The sequence below is a fragment of the Streptomyces sp. SID3212 genome, from assembly GCF_009865405.1.
Lineage (GTDB): Bacteria > Actinomycetota > Actinomycetes > Streptomycetales > Streptomycetaceae > Streptomyces.
Window position 1 is genome coordinate 1 of sequence record NZ_WWJY01001175.1, and the last position, 19,143, is coordinate 19,143.

The 19,143-nt window shown below is 72.8% G+C and carries 17 protein-coding genes; 10 read left to right on the forward strand and 7 right to left on the reverse strand.

The window, feature by feature from the left end; genetic code table 11:
* Positions 1-822 (reverse strand): cation:proton antiporter (locus GT042_RS35155; protein WP_202534651.1); only part of this gene is annotated, 822 nt, incomplete at its 3' end.
* A 214-nt stretch (positions 823-1,036) separates the two neighbouring features.
* Between GT042_RS35155 and GT042_RS35160 the strand changes: the two genes are divergently transcribed.
* Together GT042_RS35160 and GT042_RS35165 are read left to right on the forward strand one after the other, a co-directional pair.
* Positions 1,037-2,182, forward strand: coding sequence for a winged helix DNA-binding domain-containing protein (locus tag GT042_RS35160; protein WP_161312744.1), 1,146 nt, complete (start codon positions 1,037-1,039; stop codon positions 2,180-2,182).
* Positions 2,183-2,286: 104 nt separating this feature from the next.
* Positions 2,287-3,498, forward strand: coding sequence for a glycosyltransferase (locus GT042_RS35165; RefSeq protein WP_161312745.1), 1,212 nt, complete (start codon positions 2,287-2,289; stop codon positions 3,496-3,498).
* A 120-nt stretch (positions 3,499-3,618) separates the two neighbouring features.
* On the opposite strand, the gene GT042_RS35170 is transcribed toward GT042_RS35165, so the two are convergent.
* The 6 genes from GT042_RS35170 to GT042_RS35195 form a co-directional block, all read right to left on the reverse strand.
* Entirely contained in the window at positions 3,619-5,139 is a 1,521-nt protein-coding gene (locus tag GT042_RS35170; RefSeq protein WP_202534654.1) for an MFS transporter, read from the reverse strand.
* Positions 5,140-5,358: 219 nt separating this feature from the next.
* Positions 5,359-6,033 carry a TetR/AcrR family transcriptional regulator gene (locus GT042_RS35175; RefSeq protein WP_161312746.1) on the reverse strand — a complete coding sequence of 225 codons (675 nt, stop codon included), beginning with the start codon at positions 6,031-6,033 and terminating at the stop codon, positions 5,359-5,361.
* A gap of 58 nt (positions 6,034-6,091) precedes the next feature.
* On the reverse strand, positions 6,092-6,835 hold the full coding sequence (locus GT042_RS35180; protein ID WP_161312747.1) for a 4'-phosphopantetheinyl transferase superfamily protein: 744 nt from the start codon (positions 6,833-6,835) through the stop codon (positions 6,092-6,094).
* Between the two features lie 8 nt (positions 6,836-6,843).
* Positions 6,844-7,011 carry a Trm112 family protein gene (locus GT042_RS35185; RefSeq protein WP_161312748.1) on the reverse strand — a complete coding sequence of 56 codons (168 nt, stop codon included), beginning with the start codon at positions 7,009-7,011 and terminating at the stop codon, positions 6,844-6,846.
* Between the two features lie 71 nt (positions 7,012-7,082).
* Positions 7,083-8,612, reverse strand: a complete 1,530-nt coding sequence (locus GT042_RS35190) for a class I adenylate-forming enzyme family protein (RefSeq protein ID WP_161312749.1) — start codon at positions 8,610-8,612, stop codon at positions 7,083-7,085.
* A 17-nt stretch (positions 8,613-8,629) separates the two neighbouring features.
* Positions 8,630-9,388 carry a class I SAM-dependent methyltransferase gene (locus tag GT042_RS35195; protein WP_161312750.1) on the reverse strand — a complete coding sequence of 253 codons (759 nt, stop codon included), beginning with the start codon at positions 9,386-9,388 and terminating at the stop codon, positions 8,630-8,632.
* 239 nt (positions 9,389-9,627) lie between these two features.
* Between GT042_RS35195 and GT042_RS35200 the strand changes: the two genes are divergently transcribed.
* The 8 genes from GT042_RS35200 to GT042_RS35235 form a co-directional block, all read left to right on the forward strand.
* The gene (locus GT042_RS35200; RefSeq protein ID WP_161312751.1) at positions 9,628-10,506 is read left to right on the forward strand and encodes a DUF6039 family protein; all 879 of its coding nucleotides are present in this window, start codon (positions 9,628-9,630) and stop codon (positions 10,504-10,506) included.
* Positions 10,507-11,742 carry a hydroxymethylglutaryl-CoA synthase family protein gene (locus tag GT042_RS35205; protein WP_161312752.1) on the forward strand — a complete coding sequence of 412 codons (1,236 nt, stop codon included), beginning with the start codon at positions 10,507-10,509 and terminating at the stop codon, positions 11,740-11,742.
* On the forward strand, positions 11,733-12,599 hold the full coding sequence (locus GT042_RS35210) for an enoyl-CoA hydratase-related protein (RefSeq protein WP_202534656.1): 867 nt from the start codon (positions 11,733-11,735) through the stop codon (positions 12,597-12,599). The genes GT042_RS35205 and GT042_RS35210 overlap by 10 nt, the downstream gene beginning before the upstream one ends.
* Positions 12,600-12,640: 41 nt before the next feature.
* Positions 12,641-15,013 (forward strand): ACP S-malonyltransferase, encoded by a 2,373-nt coding sequence (gene fabD, locus GT042_RS35215; protein ID WP_161312753.1) that lies wholly within the window; start codon positions 12,641-12,643, stop codon positions 15,011-15,013.
* Between the two features lie 94 nt (positions 15,014-15,107).
* Positions 15,108-16,079 (forward strand): DUF6039 family protein, encoded by a 972-nt coding sequence (locus GT042_RS35220; protein WP_161312754.1) that lies wholly within the window; start codon positions 15,108-15,110, stop codon positions 16,077-16,079.
* A gap of 33 nt (positions 16,080-16,112) precedes the next feature.
* Positions 16,113-17,987, forward strand: a complete 1,875-nt coding sequence (locus GT042_RS35225; protein WP_161312755.1) for an amino acid adenylation domain-containing protein — start codon at positions 16,113-16,115, stop codon at positions 17,985-17,987.
* A complete protein-coding gene (locus GT042_RS35230) occupies positions 17,984-18,934 on the forward strand; it encodes a chlorinating enzyme (protein ID WP_161312756.1) in 951 nt (316 codons plus the stop codon). Before GT042_RS35225 ends, GT042_RS35230 begins: the two co-directional genes overlap by 4 nt.
* On the forward strand, positions 18,915-19,143 hold a 229-nt coding region (locus GT042_RS35235), incomplete at its 3' end, for a hypothetical protein (RefSeq protein WP_202534658.1). The genes GT042_RS35230 and GT042_RS35235, both read left to right, overlap by 20 nt.

The window sequence follows — 19,143 nt, forward strand, 5'->3', positions numbered from 1 at the left end:
GCGCACCGGCCAGAGCAGGAGCAGGACGACGGCGAGCCCGCCCACCGCCGTCACCACCGGGCGTACCGTGCCGGGACCCTGGGTCAGTGCCACGGCCACTGCCAGCAGCAGCCAGGCGCCCGCGTCCCCGACCGCCGCCGCCAGCAGGCTCAGCCGCCCGACCTCGCTGCGCGTCATGCGCAGCTCCTCCAGGATGCGGGCCAGCACCGGGAACGCGGTGATGCTCAGCGCGCAGCCCAGGAAGACGGTGAAGGCGACCGGGTCCCCGGCCGGTCCGAGGTACGCGGTGCCGAGTGCGACGGCCGCGACCGTCCCCGCCGCGAAGGGCACCATCAACGACGCCTGGGTGACGAGTACGGTACGGCTCCCCGTACCGCGCAGCCGCACCGACGCGAGTTCCCGTCCGACGCCGAACATGAAGAGGACCAGGCCGAGTTGGGCCAGCCCGTTGAGCATCGGCAGGACCCCGTCGGGGAACAGCCGCGCCGCCGCGTCCGGGGCGATCCGCCCGAGCAGGGTGGGGCCGAGCGCGATGCCCGCGCAGATCTCGCCCATCACGGGCGGCTGCCCGGCCAGCACGGCGAGGCGCCCGGCCAGCCGGGCGACGCCCAGGACCACCACGACGGCGATCAGGAACCGCATGGTCAGGTCCGGGTGGTCGGCGGCGGCCCTCACCCCGTCACCGGACGCGGTGGCGCCCGCATGGCGCAGGGCGAGCAGGCTGACGGCCACGGCCACCACCGCCAGGGCGACGCAGGCGAGGATGACGGACCGTCGGCGGGCGGTCGTGTGCGGAGGGCGGGTCTTGTCGGTTGCACTCATCCGGTCCGTCTCCCACTCCCACGGTGTCCGACAGGCGAGTCAGAGCGAGAACCTAGGAGCCGCCGGAGGACACCGGATAGACACAATTGCGCATTCACCGACACAGCGGCCTCGGACGCGGAGCCGCCTCGCCGGAACACCGGCAAGTGTGGGGTGCGGCCCCCAGGACAGCCCTAGGCTGGCTCGCGGCAGATATCCGCGGGGAGGATGGGCAGTGACTCCGAAGACGTTGACGGACCGTGAGCTGAACCGGGCGCTGCTGGCCAGACAGGGGCTGCTGGAGCGGCTGGACCTGCCGTTACCGGAGGCCGTCGAGGCAATCGGGGCCGTACAGGCGCAGTACGGTCCCGCGCTGCCGGTCGCGCTGTGGACCCGGGTGCGCGGGGTGGACGCCGGCAGTGTGCGGACCGCGCTGGAGCGGCGCACGCTCGTGGTGGGGACGCTGCTGAGGCGCACGCTCCACCTGGTGACCCCGGCCCAGCACGCCGCGTACGCCGCCGTCGTGGTGGCCGCCGGGGACGACACCTGGCGCCGGACCCGGGGTGAGTCGGATCCCGCGGCGGACCGGCTCAGGGAGCGCCTGACGGAGTTCGCCGGGTCCGTGGCCCGCTCCCCGGAGGAGGTGGCCGACTGGATCGAGAAGTGGGTCGCCGCGCACCCGGAGGCGATCGACGCGGCCGAGCTGGAGTTCCAACGGACCTACAAGTGGCGTCCGTTCCGTTCGACGGTGGCCGTCACCCGCTCCCCGGTGGGCGGGGTCTGGGACGAGGGCGTACCGGACGGGGTGCTCGCCGCCCCCGTCCCCGAGGGCGGGCCGCCGTCGGCGGAGGACGCGCTGCACGAGGTGGTCCACCGCCACCTGCGGGCCTTCGGACCGGCCGGCGCCGCCGACGTCGCCCAGTGGATCGGGGCGAAGGTCACCCCCGTGAAGGCCCTGCTGAAGTCGCTGGAGGACCGGCTGGAGGTGTTCAAGGACGAGGGCGGACAGCTCCTCTACGACCTGCCGGAGGCGCCCCGCCCGCCGGCCGGCGAGCCCGCGCCGGTGCGCCTGCTGCCCTGGTTCGACAGCGCCCTGCTGGCGTACGCGCCGAAGCGGCGGGCCCGCATCCTGCCGCAGGAGTACCGGGACCTGGTCTACGCCAAGGCCAACCTCCAGCTGCGGCCGACCTTCCTGGTGGACGGAACGGTGGCCGGCGTGTGGGCGCTGGACCGCAAACGGCGCGAGGCGGTGCTCACGCTCACTCCGCTGACGGGGCTCTCCCGTACCGTGACGGCCGAGTTGGTGGCCGAGGCGGAGCAACTCCTGCCGGTCTGCGTACCGGACGGCCCGGCGCGCGTCGTGGTCGCCGACCGGCGGTGAGGTGCGCGTGGGCCGGCCGAGGGGGCCGGACTGGGCACAACTGAGCAGCGGAGAACCCCGGGTGGGCGGTACACACCTGGAAACCGACTGCTGAGGAGTCCTCGATGCGTGTGCTGTTCACGACGACACCGGCCCCTGGGCACTTCCATCCGCTCGTGCCGCTGGCCGCCGCCGCCCGGGCGGCGGGCCACGAAGTCGCCTTCGCCACCGGCAAGTCGATGCTCCCGGCCGTCGAGGCGACGGGATTCCGCGGCTTCCCGGCCGGCCTCGGCCGGGACGGCGACGGCGACGCCGAGTTCCTCCGGATCAAGGAGAGCCCCCGGGGCCTGGCACCGCACGGTGTGGAGATGGACCGGGTGGCCATCGCCCGTGTCCTGTACGGGGTACGGACCCGCCGGATGGTCCCGGACCTGCTCGCCCTGGCGAAGGACTGGCGGCCCGACGTGATCGTGCGCGACAGCTACGAGGTGGGCGGCGCCGTGGCCGCCGAAGTGCTCGGCGTACCGCACGCGGCGCTGGACACCACCCCGCTCTACGACATGCGGCCGCTCCAGGACCTCATCACCGAGGAGTTGGCGCTGGCCCGCGAGGAGGCGGGGCTGGCGCCGGACCCGGAGGAGCGGATGCTCCACCGCCACCTGCACCTGTGCTGCGCGCCGCCCGGCTACCTGTACCCGGCGCGGTACCGGCCGCGGACCATGCGGGCCCTGCGGCCGATGCCGTTCGACCGGGCCCAGGACGAGGAACTGCCGCCGTGGGTGGCCGAGTTGCCGGACCGTCCGACCGTCTACGTCACCTTCGGGACGATCACGAACCGCTGGGTGCCCGGGGCCTTCCCCGCACTGTTCGGCCAGGTGCTGGCCGCCTTCGCCGACGAGCCGGTGAACGTCGTCGCCACCACCGACCGGGACAGCGACCCCGCCGAACTGGGGCCGCTGCCGCCGAACATCAGGGTGGAGCGCTACATCCCGCAGAGCCTGTTGCTGCCCCACTGCGCGCTGGCCGTCACCCACGGCGGTTTCAACACCGTGGTGGGCGCGATGGACGCCGGGATCCCGCAGGTGGTCGTCCCGTTCCTCGGGGACCACCCCGACAACGCCCGCCGCGTCGAGGAGTTGCGCATCGGACGCCGCGTCGACCCGGCGACGCTGACCCCGGAGGCGGTACGGACGGCGGTCACCGAGGTGCTGGGGGACCGGAGCTTCCGGGAGAACACCGCGCGCCTGCGGGCCGAACTGCGCGACCTGCCGGGGCCGGCCGAAGCGGTCGGCCTGCTGGAACTGCTCGCGGCGGGCGGGAGCCTCCCGGAGGACTGACCGTCCGTACGGCAGACGGAAAGAGGGCCCGTGACCGCGTCCCCGGCACCGGCCCTCCTTCGGTGACCACGTCAGGCGGCGTCAGGGTGGGTCAGGCGCCGTCGGTCGGGATCAGGCGGGTCAGGCGGGATCGGCCACCGGCTCCGTCGCGGCCGGCTGCTGGGTCAACTCCTGGAGCGCCGCCTCGACATGCCGCTTCCGCAGCAGGGCGCAGAACAGCACGGCTCCGGCAAGCAGCAGCAGGGCGCCGACCGCGAACGCGGCACGGAACCCGGAGACCTGGGCGGCCAGTTGGGCGGCGGCGTCCGGTGACGGGTTGTCGCCGAGGTCGGCGGCGGCCTGGCGCACCGCGACGGCCGACAGCACGGCGAGGCCCAGCGCGCCGCCGATCTCCTGGACGGTCTGGTACAGGCCCGAGGCCAGACCGGCGTCCCGCTCGGGGACACCGGAGGTGGCCAGCAGGGTGACGGGGACAAAGGCGATGCCGAGGCCGATGGAGAGCGTCAGCAGGCCGGGCAGCAGGTCGGCGGCGTAACTGCCGTTCTCCGGAAGGCGGGCCAGCAGCAGCATGCCGCCGGCCCCCAGCGCGAGGCCCGTCGTACCGACCGCGACGGGACCGAGCCTGGCCACCGTCGGCTGGGCCAGGGTGGCGCCCACCATCACCCCGATGGCGGCCGGCAGGAAGGCGAGCCCGGCCCGCACCGGGCTGTAGGAGAGGACACCTTGCAAGTACAGGGAGGAGAAGAAGAACATCGAGAAGATGCCCGAGGTGAGCATCAGCAGCACGAGGTCGGCGACGGCCAGCGAGCGGATCCGGAAGATCCCGAACCGGACGATCGGCGCACGGCCGCGCAGCGAGACCACCACGAAGACGGCCAGCAGGACCGCCGTGGCGGCGGCTGTCCCCAGGGTGCGGGCGGAGGTCCACCCCCAGGACTGGCCGTTGCTCAGGGCGAGGACGAGCAGCAGCAGGCCGCCGGTGATGCTGACGGCCCCGACCACGTCGACCGACTTGTCGCCGTCGTCGACCCGGGAGTCCGGGATGAGCCGCGAACCGAGCAGGACGGCCGCGCCGACCGGGAGGTTGATGAAGAAGATCCAGTGCCAGGACAGCGAGGCCGTCAGCAGGCCGCCGAGCAGCAGGCCGAGCGCACCGCCCGCGGCGGCGATGGTGCCCCACGCGCCGAGCGCCTTGGTGCGCAGGGAGGCGTCCTTGAAGGAGGTGTTGATGATGGAGAGTCCGGCGGGCGCGATCATGGCGCCGGCCAGGCCCTGGACGCCACGCCCGGCGATCAGGACGACGGAGTCGGTCGCCAGGCCGTTGACCGCAGAGGAGACCGTGAACAGGACGACGCCGGCCAGCAGCAGCCGCTTACGGCCGAAGAGGTCGCCGAGCCGGCCATTGAGGATGAGGAAGCCACCGAACATCAGAGCGTAGATGTTGACGACCCACTGGAGGTCGCCCTGCGACATGTCCAGGTCGGACCTGATGGACGGCAGGGCCACGTTCACGATCGTGGCGTCCAGGACGACCATCAAGTCGGCGAGACAGAGGAACACGATGATCAGCGCGGGCCGGCGCGGTCCGGACAGTGCTGGTTCCGGACTCGGCGGGGTGCCCTTGGCAGAGGAGTTGGTCACAGGCGCTCCTGACAGAACAGCAGGTCGGTGGACCGGGCGAGGCCGGTTCCGCGGGATCGTAACATCGTAAGCGGACCTTCCGGTCCGTTTTGTGGAGACGGAGATGTGGAGACAGGGATACGGGGGACAGGGGTACGGCGGTGGTAGGGCCGTACGGGCGTTCGGTGCCGGGTCGAGCAGGGCGGCGGGGTGCCCCGGGCGGCGCCCGGGGCGGGCCCGTCACGGTGCTCCGAGTGCCTCCACCGCCCGGCGGTAGTCCGCCACGGAGGGGGCGGCCCCGGCCAGCGGCCGGTCGCGGGAGTCGGTCGCCGGGGTACGGAGCCCGTCGAAGACCACGTCGAGGTAGCGCTCCCACAGCTCGGGCAGTTCCGCGCCCAGCGGGGCAGCGGCCTGCCGGACACCGCCGAGCAGCAGCATGACGTCGACCGTGCTGATGTCGGCCCGCACCGCGCCCCGGTCCTGGGCCCGCCGCAGCACGGCGGTCACCGCGTCGGTCAGTTTCTCCTCGGCCGCCAGCACCTCGGGGTGCGCGTGCGGCGCCAGCGAGAGCGCCTCGAAGAAGCCGCGGTCCGCGGTGTACAGCCGCGCCGCCGTGCGCATGAACGAGTACAGCGCTCCACAGGCGTCCTCGTCGTCGGCCAACGAGACGGTGAACGAGGTCAGTTCGTCCAGGCGTTCGGTGACGATCGCGGCGACCAGGTGGTCCTTGGACGAGAAGCAGCGAAACGCCGTCCCCTTGCCCAGCCCCGCCTCCCGGACGATCTCGGAGACGGTGATGCCGAGGCCGCCCTCGGCGAACGAGCGGGCCGCGGCGTCGACGAGCAGCCGCTGGTTGCGGACGGCGTCGGCGCGTGACCGGGTGGCCGGGGAGCCGGTTGCGGGAGTGCGGGACACGGTGGAGGACCTCCAGGGTGGTGGGTGCAGGCCGGTACGTCCCGCCGGACGCCGCGGGTCATCGGACCCGCCCGCCCGACAGGACGGGCCCGCCGGTGACTGAGGGCTCCCCGAAAAGACCGGAGTGCAGGAGGGGCCCCGCATCATGGTGCCTGACCGGGACGGGGCCCGGCGCGAGGACGCAGACCGCCCCGGCGTACCCCTCCGCCGCCGGGAGGTCGGTGACGTACACCTGGTCGGGCCGGGCCCCGGGAAACCGGCGCAGGCGCGGCGGTTCGCCCGGCGGCCCCAGGTCGACCTCGGCGAGCGGCACGGTGATGCCCATACCGACGGCCTTGAGCAGTGCTTCCTTGCGGGCCCAGCAGCGGACGAAGCCCGCCGCGTCCGTGGTGCCGGCCGCCTCCCGCGGGCCCAGGGCGCCGACGCGCAGATCCGTGCCGAGCCTGCTCGGCTCCTCCTCGACGTCCACCCCGACCGGTCCGGCCCGGGTCGCCGCCACCACCACGAACGCGCCGGAGTGACTGGTCGACACGTACAGACCGGTCCCGGGAAGGACGGGCCTGCCGTGCGACCCGGGACACGACGGGCAGGAGCGGTCCACGGCCACCGCGCCCGGCGCCGACCCCAGCGCCCGCGCGGCGACCGCCCGCAGCAGGACGGCGCCCAGGGCGGAGCGGTCCCGGTCGGCCGGGTACCGGTAGCGCCGGAGCCGCTCGCTCTCCGCCGCCCCGAGCACGGTGAGGTGTTCCGGGCGGAGCCAGTCCGTCCTGGCCCACCAGACGTCGCAGGGCGGGGGGCGCACCGTACCCGCTACCGCCGCTGGTTCTGGGTCGTCAGAACCGGTACGCCCCCGACGATCCGGAAGTCGCGGGCGCAGTCCAGGCAGGTCAGGGTCTCGGCTCCGGCGTCGTGCCGCAGGCCGGCGTCCGGGTGGTCGGGGCAGCCGAGGACGTCGAGAAGGGCGGGGTCGAGCGGCATCTGGTTCTCCTTGTGGTGGATCGACCTGGTGGATCGACGGATCGGTGGGCCGGGCCGTACGGCCCCGCGGGTCAGGCCGGCAGGGCCGCGTCCGGTGAGCCGTACCGGGCGCGCAGTTCGCGCTTGAGCACCTTGCCGAGGAAGCTCCGGGGCAGGGCGCGCGTGAGGATGTAGCGGGCCGGGATCTCGGCCTTGTCCAGCCGGGCCTCGACAAACGCGCGGACGTCGGGGAGCCGGTCCTGTGAGGTCAGTACGACGACCGCGGCGACGGCCTGGCCCAGCTCGGCGTCGGGGACGCCGATCACGGCGACCTCCTCGACGTCCGGGTGCTCGTACAGCTGGGCCTCCACGGCGATGCTGGATATCAGCGCGCCACCGGACCGCACCGCGTCCGCCGCCCGGTCGAAGAAGGTCAGTTCGCCCTCCTCGTCGAGCCGTCCGAGGTCCGTCATCCTCGTCCAGTCGCCGACGTTGAAGCGCTGGTCGAGGTCGGTGTCGAGATAGCGGCGTTTCGGCGCGGCGGTACGCATCCATATCTCGCCGACCGCCCCGGCCGGCAGCGGCCGGTGCTCCTCGTCGGTGATCTGGAGCTCCGTCCCGTGCGCCGGGCGGCCCATCGAGAGCGGTTTCGCCGGGTCGAACAGGTGGAGCGTGACGGCCGGCGAGGCCTCCAGTGAGGTGTACGCCATGGCCAGGCACGCCCCCGGGAGCGCGGCCAGCAGGTCGCGGGCCACGGCCGGCGGGAACGCGGACGACGCGGTGGTGACGGTGTGCACGCTGCTCAGGTCGTGCCGCTCGTGCACGCGGGCCCGGACGAGCGCGAGGGCGGTGGCCGGTGTGATCATGATGGAGCCGCACGCGTAACCGGTGATCAGCTCCGCGATCCGCTCCGGGTCGTTCGGCGGGGCCACCAGCAGGATGCTGCGGGACAGCAGGGGCAGCGAGGCGGTGCCCTGGCTGGACGAGGTGCCCAGCGGCATCGCGGCCAGCAAATGGTCCGCGTTGCCGAGGGTGTCGATGGTGGGCTTGGCCCGTCCGAACAGCATGTTGGCATGGGTCACCGTGATGGCCTTGGCCTGCCCGGTGGTGCCCGACGTGTACAGGATGTCGGCGATGCCGTCGATCCGGGGCGGTGGCGCCGGCGGGTCGTGGCGCCCCGTGTCGAGCGTGTCCAGCGAGGCCGTCCAGCCGCTGGAGCCGGCCGGCGGGGTCAGCCCGGTGCCGTGCACGATGCCGTTCACCCCGCACTCCGCCAGCCGGTGCGCGATCTCGTCGGCCGGCATGGTGTCGTTGAGGTGCAGGGTGATCGCGCCGACGCGCTGCGCCGCGTGGTAGGCGACCGCGTAGTCGATCCAGTCCAGGCCGCCGAAGTACAGGGCGATCCGCCTGAGGCGCGGTTCCTTGAACCGCAGCAGGCCGTGCGCGGCGGCGTCGGCGCGCCGGTTCCACTCCCCGAAGGTGAGCGGGTCCCGGCCGTCGACGACGATCGCGATGCCGTCCGGGTCGGCGTCCGCGCGCTCGCGCAGCAGGTCGGTGAGGGTTCCGCCCGAGGTGCCGTCCGCGGAGCCCGCTCGGGGCAGGCCGGTCGTGGTGGATCCCATGTCAGCCCCCCGGCCGGTCAGTTCTTCGCCAGCACGGTCAACGGGACGCGCCACACCTGGTGGCGTTCGGTGTCCGGGTCCGGGAGCGCCCGCATGGCGGCGACGACCGGGACGACCAGCCGCTCCCAGTCCTCCTCGCCGACGTCCTTGAGGTAGGACCAGACCCGGCCCGCGATGCTGTCCGCGTACTGGTTCGGCGTCAGGTCGATCTCGTACGGGTTGACCGAGGCCTCCTCCAGCACCCGCAGCCCGACCTTGGCGGCGGCTGCCGCGAGCCGCTCCGGGGTGTCGGGGACCGTGGGCTTGAGCACGTTCAGCGGCGACTCCGTGTCGACCAGGTCGTCGGACTCGGCGACCGGGACGCCGTGCACGGTCACCAGCCGGCCGCCGGGGGCGAGCACCCGGGCGGTCTCCTCCAGCACGCGGTCCATGTCGTCCACCACGTGCAGCACGTGCACCATGACCACGTTGGGCAGCGAGCCGGAGGCGAACGGCAGGTGGTGGGCGTCGCCGACCGCGACCCGCCCGCTCAGGCGGCTCTCCGCCCGGGCGGCCATCTGCGGGGCGACCTCCACCCCGAGCACGGAATGGCCCAGCTCGGTCAGGCCGACGTCGACCAGGCCGGTGCCCAGGCCGATGTCGAGCACCGCACCGGGGAGCAGGTGGGGGGAGAGGTCCTCGGCTGCCTTGCGGCCGCGCTCCAGGCCGCCGTGGTACGCGTCGTAGTCGTCGGCGTCCTTGTCGAACCGGAGGGACTCGCTGGTGACAGAGGTCATGAAGGCGCACTCCAATCATCGGGCGGGGCCCGCGGGCTGCCGCGGCCGACGTCCCGAGCAAAGAGGACCAGGCGGTCCGCTTGACGGGGAGTCTAGTCGATCCGGTGCCCTCAGGTGTTGCCCAACATTGAGCAGAGGCCGGTTTCCGCGCCCGGATAGCGTGGCCGCACCGCGGAATCGAGCGTGCTGACCGGCCGCCGGTGGAATCCGCCGAACCACGCAGAAGGGAATTTCTCCTCATGGCATGGTCATTCGTCCCCCCGGCGGCCGAGCAGGTCGCCGAACCTCCCGAGCAACTCCTGCACACGGGTAATTCCGGACTGATCATCCACCGGGTCGGGCAACTCGCCTACGAATTCCGCACGGAGGGCCGGTCATTCGCACGGGACCTCCAATTCTTCACCAACAAGGCGCTGCACCCGAATGCCACCACCCTGGTCTACGAGGAGTTGTTCGGCACCCAGGACCGGCTGCACTGGCTCATTCACATGCGGGCCCCCAACGACTACGGCCAGCTCCTGGAAATGGTCGACCACAACACGGAGTTCCAGGAGGTCTCCACCTCCGACCGGCTCGCCGACCAGGGCGGCGGCAACTGGGAGCGGATGTTCCTCCAGGGGTCCTTCCACGAGCGGGTGATCGTCCCCCAGCACGGACTGACCCACGCCCACGAGGAGGCCGACCTCGGCGGCCTCTTCGCCGTGCCGGCCCGCTTCCAGAGCGACCAACTCCCCGAGCAGCAGCTCCACAGCGCCAACGCCGGCGTGATCGTCCACCGCACCGGACAGGTCAGGTTCGAGTTCCGCAAGGAGGGGCGGAACTTCGCCTTCGCCTGGCTCAGCCGGATCAACGAGGCACTGGCCGGCCACGCCACCGTCTTCCTGTACGAGGAGCAGTGGGGCACCCAGGACCGCATCCACTGGATGATCCACCTCCGGAGCCTCGACGACTACAGCCGCATCGTCGAACTGGAGCGCACCGACGCCGAGTTCCGCGAGATCCTGACCGGCCGCCGGATCCCGGAGGGCCGCGGGGGCGGCACCTGGGGCCGCATGTTCCTGGACGGCACCCTCCAGGAGACCGTCCTCGTGCCCCGTCACGCCGGAGCGGGCAACTAGATGGAGGTCGGCATCGAGGCGGTCAACGCCTACGTCGGCAGGGCCTCGCTGGACGTCCGTACCCTCTTCGAGGCACGCGGCCTCGACATGCGCCGCTTCGGCAACCTGATGATGCGCCAGAAGTCGGTCAACCTGCCCTGCGAGGACGCCGTCACCAACGCCGTCAACGCCGCGAAACCACTGGTCGACGCCTTGACGCAGGCCGAGCGTGACCGTATCGAACTGGTGATTGTCGGCACCGAGTCCGGCCTCGACTACGGCAAACCGCTGAGCACCTACGTGCACGACGCGCTCGGCCTCAGCCGCCGCTGCCGGTCGTTCGAGACCAAGCACGCCTGCTACGGCGGCACCGCCGCGCTCCGCTCGGCCGCCGCCCTCCTCGAAGTCGGCGCCGACCCGGATGCCAAGGCACTGGTCGTCGCCGCCGACGCGGCCAGCGCCGCCGCGCGCGACACCTACTGGGAGCCGTCCCAGGGGGCCGGCGCGGTGGCGATGATCGTCGGCGGCCGGCCGCGCGTCCTGGCCCTCGACCCGGGAGCCAGCGGCTTCCACAGCTACGAGGTGATGGACACCCTGCGCCCCCGGCCCGACCTGGAGGCAGGCGACTCGGACCTCTCCCTGCTCTCCTACCTGGCCTGCCTGGAGCAGAGCTACCGGCACTACGCGGAACGCGTCGTCGGGGCGGACATCGTCACCACCTTCGACCGGCTCGTGCTCCACACCCCGTTCGCCGGAATGGTGCGGTCCGCCCACCGCACCCTGCTGCGCAAGCTCAAGGGGTACGACACCGCCGCCGTCGAGGCCGACTTCGAGCGGCGCACCGCCGCCTCGCTCGACTACTGCTCCCGCGTCGGCAACGTCTACTCCGCGGCCCTCTACCTCGCCCTGTGCTCGCTGATCGACGGGGACGGACCGCAGGCGGGACCCCGCCGGGTCGGGATGTTCTCGTACGGCTCCGGCTGCGCCTCGGAGTTCTACAGCGGCGTGGTCCCCGAGGGCGCCGGCGCGCGGCTCGCCGCCCTCGGCATCGACGCCGCCATCGCCGACCGGTACCCGCTCTCGATGCCCGAGTACGAGACGCTCGCGGACGGCGGCGCGCTGCGGATGGCCGGCGTACGCGACCAGCGCTTCGACCCGGCCGGGTACGGGACCGTCTACGAGAAGGGGTTCGCCGGGCGCGGGCTCCTGGTGCTCGACGAGATCAGCGCGTTCCACCGGAGGTACCGGTGGAGCTGACCGGACCCGCACCGGGCCCGACGGCCTACCGGACGCTGCGCCTGGAGCACGACCGGGGCCGGCTGACCGTGACGCTCACCCGGCCCGGGGAGCGCAACAGCATCACCCGCGACCTGATCACAGAGCTGGGCGCCGCGCTGGACCTCGCCGAACGCACCGAGGACTGCCGGGTGGTCGTCCTGCGCGCCGAGGGAGACACCTTTTGCAGCGGCATGGACCTCTCCGGCGTCGCGGCGGCCGGCGCCGCGCGCGGCCCGGACGGCTCGGACGCCACGGACGCCACGGACGACCGGAGCGCGGACGTCCAGGACACCCGCAAGGGCGGCGAGGACTACTTCGCCCTGCTGGAGCGGCTCACCACCCTCGGCAGGATCGTGGTGGCCCAGGTCGACGGCCAGGTGGTCGGCGGCGGCGTGGGACTGGCCGCGGCCTGCGACTTCGTCCACGCCACCGAGCGCAGCCGGTTCAGCCTCCCCGAGGCGCTCTGGGGACTGCTGCCCTGCTCGGTCCTGCCCTTCCTGATCCGCCGGGTCGGCTTCCAGCGCGCCTACGCCATGGCCCTCGGCACCCTGCCGGTCGCCGCCCGGGAGGCCGCGGTCCACGGGCTCGTGGACGAACTGGCCGAGGACGGCGGGCCCGCGCTGCGCCGGCTCCTCTTCCGCGCCTCGAAGCTGGACCCCGCGACGGTGACCGACCTCAAGCGCTACACACGCCGGCTGTGGATCCTCGACGAACACACCGGTCGGACGGCCGTGGACGAGTTCGTCCGGCTGATGGCCTCGGACCGGGTCCGCGACCGGATCGCCGGCTTCGCCGCCGGGACGGGCCGGGAGGTCCCGCCCACGGCCCCGCGCTGACCCCGCGTTTCATCCGCTCACCGACGAGGAGGAGGGCACTCGTGCGCGCCTGGATATTCCCGGGGCAGGGCTCACACCGCAAGGGCATGGGCGCCGGTCTGATCGGCCGTCACCGCGCCCTGGTGGACGCGGCCGAGGCCGTTCTCGGCTTCCCGCTCGCGCCGCTCCTGCTCGACGATCCCGACCGGCGGCTGGGCGACACGCGCTACGCCCAACCGGCGCTCTTCGTGGTGGAAGCGCTGACGGTGCTGGCCGCCCGGGCGGACGGCGAGCCGGAACCCGGCGTGCTGGCCGGCCACAGTCTCGGCGAGTACGCGGCGCTGTTCGCGGCCGGCTGCTTCGACTTCGAGACCGGGGTCCGGCTGGTCAAGCGCCGCGGCGAGCTGATGTCGGGCGGCGGTGACGGCGGCTTCGGGATGCTCGCCGTTCTCGGACTGTCCGCCGAGGAACTGACCGGGACGCTCGGCCGGTACGGAGCCGACACCGTGGACATCGCCAACCACAACGCGCGGACGCAGGTGGTCCTTTCAGGCCCCGCGGAGCAACTGCGGACGGTGGCGGCCCGGCTGCGCGAGGACGGCACGGCCAGGACGGTGCCGCTGGCCGTCCGTACGGCCTTCCACTCCCGGTACATGAGGGCGGCGGCCACGGAGTTCGCCGGATTCCTCGCCGGGTTCACGCTGCGCCCGCCCGCCCTGCCGGTGATCGCCAACGTGACCGCCGCGCCCTACGGGGACGACGTGGCCGGGCTGCTGGCCCGGCAGATCGCCGAACCCGTGCAGTGGGCGCGGAGCATGACCCGCCTGGTCGGCCTCGGCGTGCGGGACGTGGACGAGCGGGGACCCGGCACCGTACTGACCGGGCTCTGGCAGGCCGCCCTGAAGGACGCGCCGGCGCCCGCGCCCCGGCAGGCGGCGGTACGGCCGCCCGCCTCCGCCGAACCCGCCGCGGACCGGGACTCCGTACCGCCGAACGGTGCGATCGCACCGCCGGATCCCAGGCCGCCGGTCTCCACGCCGCTGGTCCCCGCGCCCCCGCCGCAGGCCCCCGCCGTCTTCCGCGCGGAGCGCCTCGGCAGCGCCGAGTTCCGCCGCGATCACCGGGTCCGGGCTACCTACCTGGCGGGATCGATGTACAAGGGCATCTCCTCCGCCGAGCTGGTCCTGCGGATGGGCCGGGCCGGCCTGCTGGGCTTCCTCGGCACCGGCGGACTCGGCCTCGACCGGATCGCGCGGGACCTGGACCGGATCGCCCGGGAGTCGGGACCCGACCGCCCGTACGGCGCCAATCTGCTGCACACGCCCGCCGATCCGGTACGGGAGGACGCGGTGGCCTCGCTCTGCGTTCGCTCCGGCGTGCGGAGCGTGGAGGCAGCGGGCTTCACCCGGATCACCCCGGCCCTGGTCCGGGTGCGCTTCTCCGGAGCCCGCCAGGACGCGGACGGCCGGCCCGTGCCCGGCCGGCACGTGATCGCCAAGGTGTCCCGGCCCGAGGTCGCGCGGGCCTTCCTGGCCCCCGCGCCCACCGCCGTGGTCGACCGGCTTCTGGCGGAGGGCGGGCTCACCCCGGAGGAGGCCGGGATCGCCCGCCGGCTGCCGGTCAGCGGCGACCTGTGTGTCGAGTCCGACTCGGGGGGCCATACCGACGGCGGGGTGGCGCTCGCCCTGCTGCCGACCATTGCCCGGCTGCGGGACCGGGCCTGCGCCGAGCACGGCTACCGGCAGCGGGTCCGCGTCGGTGCGGCCGGCGGGCTCGGCACCCCCGAGGCCGTGGCGGCGGTGTTCCTGCTGGGGGCCGACTTCGTCCTGACCGGGTCGGTCAACCAGTGCTCGCCCGAGGCGGGCACCGCCGAGGCGGTCAAGGAGCTGCTGGCCGGGCTGGACGTCCAGGACACCACGTACGCGCCCGCCGGGGACATGTTCGAACTGGGCGCGCGGGTCCAAGTGGTCCGCAAGGGAACGCTGTTCCCCGCCCGGGCTAACAAGCTCTACCAGCTCTACCGGCAGCACGGCGCCTTGGAGGAGCTGGACGACAGGACCAGACGGTCGCTGGAGGAACAGTGCTTCGGGCGCCCCGTCGAGGACGTCTGGCGAGAGACCGAGGCGCATCTCGCCCGTACTGCACCCGAGGAGCTGGCGCGGGCCGGCCGCAGCGCCCGGCACCGGATGGCCCTCGTCTTCCGCTGGTACTTCGTCCACTCGACCAGGCTGGCCATGCACGGAACTCCGGAGCAGCAGGTCAACTACCAGATCCACTGCGGCCCGGCGATGGGCGCGTTCAACCGGTACGTCGCCGGCAGCGAGCTGGCCGACTGGCGCCGCCGCCATGTCGACGTCATCGCCGACCGTTTGATGACGGGAGCCGCGTCCCTTCTGACGGACCGGACAAACGCGATGCTGCGTGCGCAATCCTGAGCAGGAAGTGTCACCCCGGCTCAATAGTCTCTGACAGGGGATTTCCGGAACGTTCCCGGCGGCATTTCGCCGGGTATTCGATCAGGAGGGTTTCATGACCGCAGCGGAAACCGGGGATTCGACCGGAGGGACCGGAGCGGCCGTTCCGCCGGCCGGTCACCAGACCGTCCTGGCGCCCGAACACATCCTGCACTCCGGAAACTCCGGAATGATCGTCGAACGCACCGCCCAGGTCCGCGGTGAATTCCACTCGGAATCCCGGGAGTTCGCCCGCGAACTCGCCGAATACATCAACACGCGCCAGCAGGGCGTGGCGAGCGTCTTCGTCTACGAGGAGACGTTCGGCACCAAGGACCTGGTGCACTGGCTGATCCACCTCAACTCGATGGACGACTACGAGACGCTCGTACGGATGGGCAGCCAGGACGAGGGCTACCGCGGCCTCTTCGGCAAGGCCCGCATCGACGAGAGCAAGGGCGGCGGCGGCTGGGCCCGGATGTTCGTCGACGGCACCCTGCGGGAGTCGGTGCTGCTGCCGCAGTTCTGGGGCATGTACGGCACCGCCGTCGACGGCACGCTGGAGCGGCAGAGCACGGTGTTCCAGGAGGCCGGGACCACCGTGGCGCTCCCACCCGCCCGGCACCAGACCTCCCAGCCCGACGACCTGCTGCTGCACTCCGCGAACGCCGGCATCGTCATCCACCGCACCGCCCAGATCATGTACGACTTCCGCTCCGAGGCCCGCCAGTTCGCCCGTGAGGCCGCCGAGGCGATCAACGACAACCTGGCGGGCGAGGCCACCGTGCTCCTCTACGAGGACGCCTTCGGCCCGATGGACCGCATCCACTGGCTGATCCACCTGCGCTCGCTGGGCACGTACCAGCGGCTGCTCCAGCTGCACGTCCAGAACGAGAGCGTCCGGGACATCTTCTTCCGGGAGCGGGCGCCCGAGAAGGGCGCGGGCGGCACCTGGGCCCGGATGTTCGCCCAGGGGTCCTTCGAGGACGTCGCCCTGACGCCCCATCACTGGGGGCTGTACGCCACCCGGCTCCCGTCCGCGCGTTGACCCCACTCACCCCTGGACCAGGAGGTGTCGGCCATGAGCGGCCGAAGTCTGCACGAGATCTTTCGAGACAGGGCCGTCGAGGCGCCCGAACGCGTCGCCGTCACGGCGTCCGGCGAGCAGGTGACGTACGGCGAACTCGACGCCCGCGCCGAGGCTCTGGCCGTCCGGCTGGTCGCCGGGGGAGTGCGCCCCGGCGTTCTGGTCGGGCTCGGCGCCCCTCGCGGGATCGAGCTCGTGGTGGGTCTGCTCGGCATCCTCAAGGCCGGCGGCGCCTACGTCCCGCTCGACCCCGACTACCCGGCGGCCCGGCTGCTCCACCTGCTGGAGGACACCGAGGTACGGACCGTCGTGGCCACCGCCGAGGCGGCCAAGACCCTGCCCACCGCACCGGACGTGGAGATCCTGCCGATCAGCGCCGAGGCCGGGGCCGACACCACAGGCGCCGCCCAGGGTGACCGCGAGGCGGCGACCGGGAGCGACCTCGCGTACGTGATCCACACCTCGGGGTCGACCGGGCTGCCCAAGGGCGTCCTGGTCGAACACCGCCAGGTGGTACGGCTGTTCAGCGCCACCCGGGACTGGTTCGGCTTCGGCCCCGAGGACGTCTGGACGCTGTTCCACTCCGCGAGCTTCGACTTCTCCGTCTGGGAGATCTGGGGCGCCCTGCTGCACGGCGGCCGGCTGGTCGTGGTCGACAAGGACCTCACCCGCAGGCCCGCCGACCTGCACGCCCTGCTGCGCGCCGAGCGGGTCACCGTACTGAACCAGACGCCGTCCGCCTTCCGCCAGCTCGACACCGCCGACGCGGACCACCAGGGAACCGGCGAACTCGCCCTGCGGCTCGTCGTGTTCGGCGGGGAGCGGCTGGACGTCCGGGACCTGGCGGGCTGGCTGGAGCGGCACGGGGACGCGTGTCCCCGGCTGGTGAACATGTACGGCATCACCGAGACGTGCGTGCACGCCAGTTACCGGCCGATCACCACGGCGGACCTGGACACACCCGAGCACAGCCCGATCGGGATCCCGCTGCCCGACCTGGAGTTCGTCCTGGCCGGCCCGGACGGCGCCGCCGTGCCGGACGGCACGCCCGGCGAACTCCTCGTCTCGGGGGCCGGGGTGACCCGCGGCTACCTGGACCGCCCGGAGCTGACCGCCGAGCGCTTCACCACCGGGTCCTTCGGCGGCGGCCCCGTCACCCGCCACTACCGCTCGGGCGACCTCGCCGTCCGCACACCCGACGGGGAGCTGCGCTACCTGGGCCGTCTCGACGACCAGCTGAAGGTACGGGGCTTCCGGATCGAGCCGCGCGAGATCGAGCACTGCCTGCTCGGCCACCCCCAGGTCCGTTCGGCGGTGGTGGTCACGCACGACTACGACGGCGACCGGCGCCTGGCGGCCTTCGTGGTGGCGGAGAGCGGCGCCGACCCGGACGCGCTGCCCGCCGCCCTGGCCGCGCACACCGCCGCCGCTCTCCCCGCCCACCTGCGGCCCTCGGCCCACCGGGTGATCGACGCGATCCCGCTCACCCCGCAGGGCAAGACCGACCGGGAGGCCCTGCACCGGCTCCTCGACGAGGCGCCCGCGCCCGTACACCCGTCATCTTCCCTACCCCCGTCACCTTCCGAGCCCAGCGCCGTCGCCGCCGTCACCGAGATCGTCCACGAGGTGCTGCGCAGCCCCCAGCCGCCCCCCGAGGGCGTCGACCTCTTCGACATCGGCGCCACCTCGCTCGCGTTCGTCCGGATCGTCACGCAGGTCAACCAGCGGTTCGGACTGCGCCTGACCGGTGCCGAACTGGGCGGCGAGGCGACCGTCGCCCGGCTGGCCCTCTGCGTGGAGGAGCGGACCGGCCGGCACGCCGGGCAGGACAGCGGTGCCCACGACCACCACGTGAAGGAGCAGGCATGACCCTCGCCGGAAAGGGCCGCGCGTTCGCGCTGTCCGAGCAGGAACTGGAGAGCTTCCGTACCAACGGCTTCTTCGGACCGTTCAAGGTCAACGAGCCCGAGGAGATGACCGCCGCGTGGCGGCGCGAGCGGCTGGCCCTGATGGACCGGTCGATGGCGGTCTACGGCGACGAGGCGGCCTCCTCGGGCAACACCAACATCTCCAACTACGACCGTCACCTGGACTCGGACTTCCTGGCCGGCCACATCGGCCGGGCGCCGATCGTGGACCGCGTGGTCAGCGCCCTGGGCCCCGATGTCCTGTGCTGGCGCACCGAGTTCTTCCCCAAGTACCCCGGCGACGAGGGCACCGACTGGCACCAGGCGGACACCTTCGCCAACGCCTCGGGCGAGCCGCAGATCCTCTGGCCCGACGAGTTCAAGGAGTTCGGCGGGACGATCACGGTCTGGACCGCCTTCACCGAGGCCACCGTCGACAACGGCTGCCTCCAGTTCATCCCCGGCTCCCACCAGCAGATGAACTACGACGAGACCAAGAAGATGCACTACGACCCGGACCGGATCAACACGGAGCGCAAGGGCGCCACCCGCCGCGGCTTCTTCGGCTACGACTACCGCGAGTTGCAGAAGGACGAGGACTTTGTCCCCGACGAGTCCAAGGCCGTCTCGATGGTGATGAAGCCCGGCGAGGCCATCATGTTCTGGTCCACCCTGATGCACGCCTCACACCCCAACGAGGGCCCCGGGCAGCAGATGCGGATGGGCTTCGCCTCCCGGTACGTGCCCACCTCGGTCCGGGTCTACCCGGACACCGAGTCGATCGAGGAGTACGGCGGCGCGGTCTCGCTGGAGCGCTTCGGCTCGGTGCTGGTGGCGGGCCAGGACACGTACGGACACAACAAGCTGGTGGACCGCACCACGCGGGGCCATGTCTTCCGGGACAGCTGACGCCGCCACCGGGGTGGGCCGCGGGCCCACCCCGGGGCAGGGGCTCGCCCGGCTCGTGGAGGCGGTCCTGTCGCTGGGCCCGCTGCTGGACGTGCTGCCGCCGGTGACGGTCCCCGCCGGGTCCCGGGCCCGGGTCCTCGGCCCCCTGCTGGAGGCGGTCACCCGGCGGCTCGGCTCTCCCGCCGTCGCGGTGGGCGCCGGGCCGGGGC

What these genes read in the sequence shown, in the direction of transcription:
- GT042_RS35165 (WP_161312745.1), top strand. Translation starts at nt 2,287, where the DNA reads ATGCGTGTGCTGTTCACGACGACACCGGCCCCTGGGCACTTCCATCCG.
- GT042_RS35185 (WP_161312748.1), bottom strand. Translation starts at nt 7,011, where the DNA reads ATGCCGCTCGACCCCGCCCTTCTCGACGTCCTCGGCTGCCCCGACCAC.
- GT042_RS35190 (WP_161312749.1), bottom strand. Translation starts at nt 8,612, where the DNA reads ATGGGATCCACCACGACCGGCCTGCCCCGAGCGGGCTCCGCGGACGGC.
- GT042_RS35195 (WP_161312750.1), bottom strand. Translation starts at nt 9,388, where the DNA reads ATGACCTCTGTCACCAGCGAGTCCCTCCGGTTCGACAAGGACGCCGAC.
- GT042_RS35200 (WP_161312751.1), top strand. Translation starts at nt 9,628, where the DNA reads ATGGCATGGTCATTCGTCCCCCCGGCGGCCGAGCAGGTCGCCGAACCT.
- GT042_RS35205 (WP_161312752.1), top strand. Translation starts at nt 10,507, where the DNA reads ATGGAGGTCGGCATCGAGGCGGTCAACGCCTACGTCGGCAGGGCCTCG.
- GT042_RS35220 (WP_161312754.1), top strand. Translation starts at nt 15,108, where the DNA reads ATGACCGCAGCGGAAACCGGGGATTCGACCGGAGGGACCGGAGCGGCC.
- GT042_RS35225 (WP_161312755.1), top strand. Translation starts at nt 16,113, where the DNA reads ATGAGCGGCCGAAGTCTGCACGAGATCTTTCGAGACAGGGCCGTCGAG.
- GT042_RS35230 (WP_161312756.1), top strand. Translation starts at nt 17,984, where the DNA reads ATGACCCTCGCCGGAAAGGGCCGCGCGTTCGCGCTGTCCGAGCAGGAA.